Source organism: Paraburkholderia sp. Ac-20347, assembly GCF_017104805.1.
GTDB classification, from domain to species: domain Bacteria; phylum Pseudomonadota; class Gammaproteobacteria; order Burkholderiales; family Burkholderiaceae; genus Paraburkholderia; species Paraburkholderia tropica.
On sequence record NZ_JAAGPN010000438.1, the window covers coordinates 1 to 4,060 of the forward strand.

3 protein-coding genes are annotated in these 4,060 nt (G+C 67.4%); 1 reads left to right on the forward strand and 2 read right to left on the reverse strand.

Annotation, left to right across the window (positions count from 1 at the left end; genetic code table 11):
• Positions 1 to 661, forward strand: a 661-nt coding sequence (locus G3N97_RS37120; protein WP_205997740.1) for a CBS domain-containing protein, incomplete at its 5' end; no start/stop codon positions are given.
• Positions 662 to 689: 28 nt separating this feature from the next.
• On the opposite strand, the gene G3N97_RS37125 is transcribed toward G3N97_RS37120, so the two are convergent.
• Together G3N97_RS37125 and G3N97_RS37130 are read right to left on the reverse strand one after the other, a co-directional pair.
• Positions 690 to 3,200 (reverse strand): TonB-dependent siderophore receptor, encoded by a 2,511-nt coding sequence (locus G3N97_RS37125; protein WP_241031068.1) that lies wholly within the window; start codon positions 3,198 to 3,200, stop codon positions 690 to 692.
• 205 nt (positions 3,201 to 3,405) lie between these two features.
• Positions 3,406 to 4,060: FecR domain-containing protein (locus G3N97_RS37130; protein WP_205997741.1), on the reverse strand; the 655-nt coding region annotated here is incomplete at its 5' end.

Here is a 4,060-nt window from a genome sequence, read left to right on the forward strand (position 1 = left end):
TGGCTTCGGCTTCGTGGCCACGCCGATCGCATTTCAGTCGATGGCCTTGCTCGGCGCCGCGCTGTGCTTTCACGCGCTCACGGGACACCGCTATCCGCGCGATGTGGCGGCTGCGCTGGCGTCGGCGCGACAGGTGGCGCATCAAGTGCCACAACAAGCGGCACAACAAGCCAAAACCTTCGACGCGCTAACCTGCGAAGACGTGATGACAGCCGCCGATCACGCCGTGCCTTTGACGATGGCGCGACACACCGCGTGGGAGCGTCTCCATCGGCACGGCGCGCATGCGTTGCCCGTGGTCGACGAGGCGCGTCGCGTCGTCGGCGTGGTGACGCATCGGGAACTGGCGTCGCGGCGGCCAGAAGGCGGGGTCAGGCTGGCGTTGGGGCCGGGTCTGGGACAAGCGTTATGGCGCGTCCTGCGCCGTCGCACGCTCGAGATGGAAGAGACGGTCGAGGCCGTCATGGCGGCGGGCGTGCACGCCGCGCATCGCGGCGCGCCGCTTGCGAGCCTCGTGCCGATTTTCGCGGATCACGCGTACTACGAAGTCCCCGTGCTCGACGACGCGCGACGGCTCGTCGGCGTCGTCAGGCACTCGGACATGATCCGCTGGCTGCATCGTCACGCGGGCGCGGCCAGCCTGCTTGCGCAAGCCGGCTGAGCGCCCGCGCATCGGGCACATCGACTGCTTACCAGCGGTAGTTCATCCCCGCGAACACCTGGCGGCCGTAACCGTACGCGCACCAGTTGCCGTAGTAGCACGACGCCACATAAGTCTTGTTCAGCAGGTTTTGCGCGTTGACGTACAGCTCCGCGCCCTTCATGCGCGGGATCGCGTAGCCGAGGTCGTAACGCAGCGAGGCATCGACGAGGAAAAAGCTTCGGACTTCGAAGCTGTTGTCGGTGCTATACGTGGCGCCCGTATAGCGTCCGCCGCCGCCGAGCGACAGACCCGCGAGCGGGCCGCCGTGGATCGTGTAGTACGCCCACAGCGACGCCTGGTTCGACGGAATCGCGGCCAGATGCTTGCCTTGCAGCCCGCTGTTGTCCTTCGTGTAGACCGTGTTCAGATACGTATAGCTCGCCGACACGTCGAGCGACTTCGTCAGGCTCAGCTTCGCCTCGAGCTCCAGACCGCGCGAGCGCGCCTCGCCCGCTTCCGTCTGATAGTTCGGATTGGCGAGATCGGTGGTCAGCAGGTTCTTGCGCGTGAGATCGAAGATCGCGGCCGTGAACAGCGCGTTATAGCGCTTCGGCTGGAACTTGATCCCCAGTTCGTACTGGTGGCCGCGCTCCGGATCGAAGGCTTTGCCCGTGATGTCGGTGCCCGACTGCGGCGCGAACGACTCCGAATAGCTGAAGTACGGCGCGACGCCGCTATCGAACAGATACGTGAGGCCGCCGCGCCACGTGAACGCGTGATTGTTCTGCCATTGCGGCGTGCCGTTGTCGGTGACGTCGCGCGTCGTGGTGTTGGCCCAGTCCTGGCGCACGCCGAGCGTCATCAGCACTTTCTTGTAGCGCAACTGGTCCTGCGCGTAGATGCCGTACTGATTGCTCGTGGCGTGCGTCTTCGTGAGCGCGGGCATGTCGATGTCCGCGCCGTAGACCGGATCGAACACGTTGATCGACGGCGCGCTGCCGTAGCCCGTCGCGTAGTTGGTGCCGAAGTGCTGATAGTCGAAGCCCGCGAGCACGGTGTGATCGACGGGGCCGGTCGAGAAGTTGCCTTCCACCTGGTTGTCGATCGCGAACGAGTTGAGCTGCTCATACGAGGCGATCGACGCGCGGTCGAGCGTGTAGCCGTCGGCTTCGAGGCCGCTGCCGTAGACGCTGCGATAATCCTGGCTGATGTGGTAGTAGCGCGCGTTCGAGCGCACCTGCCACGTGTCGTTCAGGCGATGCTCGAATTTCAGGCCGAGCGCTTCCTGGGTGCGGCTGAAGCGTTCGAACGATTCCTCGCCGTCGTAGAAGTTGCGCGCGATGGTGCCGAGCGGATCGTAGAGCGCCGTGCCCACCGAGGGCACGCTGCCATACGACGTGCTGGCCGGATCGCGCTGATAGAGCGCGTAGACGGTCAGCGAGGTTTTATCGTCCGGACGCCACGTGAACGACGGCGCGACGGCGATGCGCTCGTTGCGCGTGCTCTCGACCTGACCGTCTTCCTGACGCGCGATGGCCGTGAAGCGATAGAGGTAATGCTGGTCGCCCGCAATCGGGCCCGAGAAGTCGGCCTGCAACTGCTGATGGCGATAGTTGCCGAACTCCACGCCCAGTTCGTGCGTCGGCGTGACGGTCGGCAGCTTGCTTTCCTGATTCAGCAGACCGCCCGCCTGCGCCTGGCCGTAGAGCACCGAAGTCGGTCCGCGCAGCACTTCGATGCGGTCCATCAGATACGGATCGACCTGCGGCGTCGAGTACATGCCGTTGCCGATCTGCTTGAGGCCGTTCCAGTACGTGTCGGCGCTGAAGCCGCGCACGTTGAGCATGTCGTAGCGCGTGGCCACGCTGCCGCGCGTTTCGGGCGTGACGCCCGCTTCGTAACGCACCGCCGCGTTGAGCGTCTGCGCGTTCTGCTGATTCATCTGGTCGCGCGTGACGACCGAGATCGATTGCGGCGTCTCGACGATCGGCGTGCCGGTCTTGGTGGCCGTCGAACTCCACTTCGCGACGAGGCCGTCGGTCGGGCCGTAGGCGTTGTCGGTCTGACCCGAGACCGTCACGGCGGGCAGCGTGCTGGCGTCGTCGGCGGCCGCGGACTGGGCGCTGCGCGGGCGCACGAACCAGACGCCCGGCGTGCTCTGCGCGATTTCCAGATTCGAGCCGGCGAGCAGCGCGCTAAAGCCGCCGTGCACCGTGTAGTTGCCGCGCAGGCCGCGCGTGTTGAGTCCGTCGACGAGATGCGGATCGAGCTGCACGCTCACGCCTGCCTGCACGGCGAAATTGGAGAGCGCGGTGCCGAGCGGGCCGGCGGGAATGTCGTAGGCCTTCGCGGCGTCGGCCGTCATGCTGGCGGCGGCAGCGCCAGGATCGGCAGCAGGCGTTGCAGCAGGGCTGGCAGCAAACGCGGCGGGCGCGGTGGCGAGGCCGCCGAGCACGAGGCCGAGCGGAATCGCGCGCAAGGCGAGCGTGTGAAGACGGCGGCGGGCGGCGTGGCGCGCAACGGCCTGGGAGGCGCGGCGGGGCCGGCGTTCGGACATGAAAACTCCTGATCGTTCGAATTGAATTGGGTGAGTCGATACGTGCTTGACACGCGAACGCCGGAAAGGGGACACGCGGAACACGCGCGCGACGATTTTTTTTCGACGGCGTGAGGCGCGCGAGCCAGGAGGCAAGAGAAACGGTGCGAAAACGGCGAAAGGACGACGCGCCGTCGATGCGCGTCGGCAGGTCAGGCGCGGAGAGTCAGGTCGTTTCGCGACGCGCGGCGCTGTTGCCCGTGGCGGACGTGGAGGCAGCAGCAGGCGCGGCGGCCACCGTCACCCAGTAGCGCGTGCGCCAGACCACCTGCACGGGCAGCGTCGAGGGCAGCGCCGTGAGCAGGCTGTCGGTATCGGCGAGCTGGAACGCGCCCGAGATCCGCAGGTCCGCGACCGCCGGGTCGCAGCGCAGCAGGCCGCTGCGGTAGCGGCCGATTTCGGCGAGGAAGTCGGCGAGCCGCACGTGGTCGGCGAACAGCACGCCGTGGGTCCAGTCGGCGGCGTGCGGATCGGCGGGCGTGAGGGCGTCGATGGAGCGCGACGTGAAGCGCGTCTGCTCGCCCGCGTTGACCACGCGCACGAGATGCGGCGCGTCGGCGGGCGTGATTTCCACCGCGCCGTGCAGCACGGCGACGTGCGTGCCGGCGCCTTCGCCTTCGGTGGCCGCATCGCCGAGCTGACGCACGACGAAGCGCGTGCCGAGCGCGCGGATGCGGCCGTCGTCCGTCTGCACGATGAACGGACGGCCCTGCTCGGGCGTCGCGCCTGTGTGATCGGCGGCATGGTCGGGCGCGGTCTCGACGAAGATTTCGCCCGCGTCGAGCCGCACGCGGCGTTCGTGCGCGTCGAAGGCCACGTCT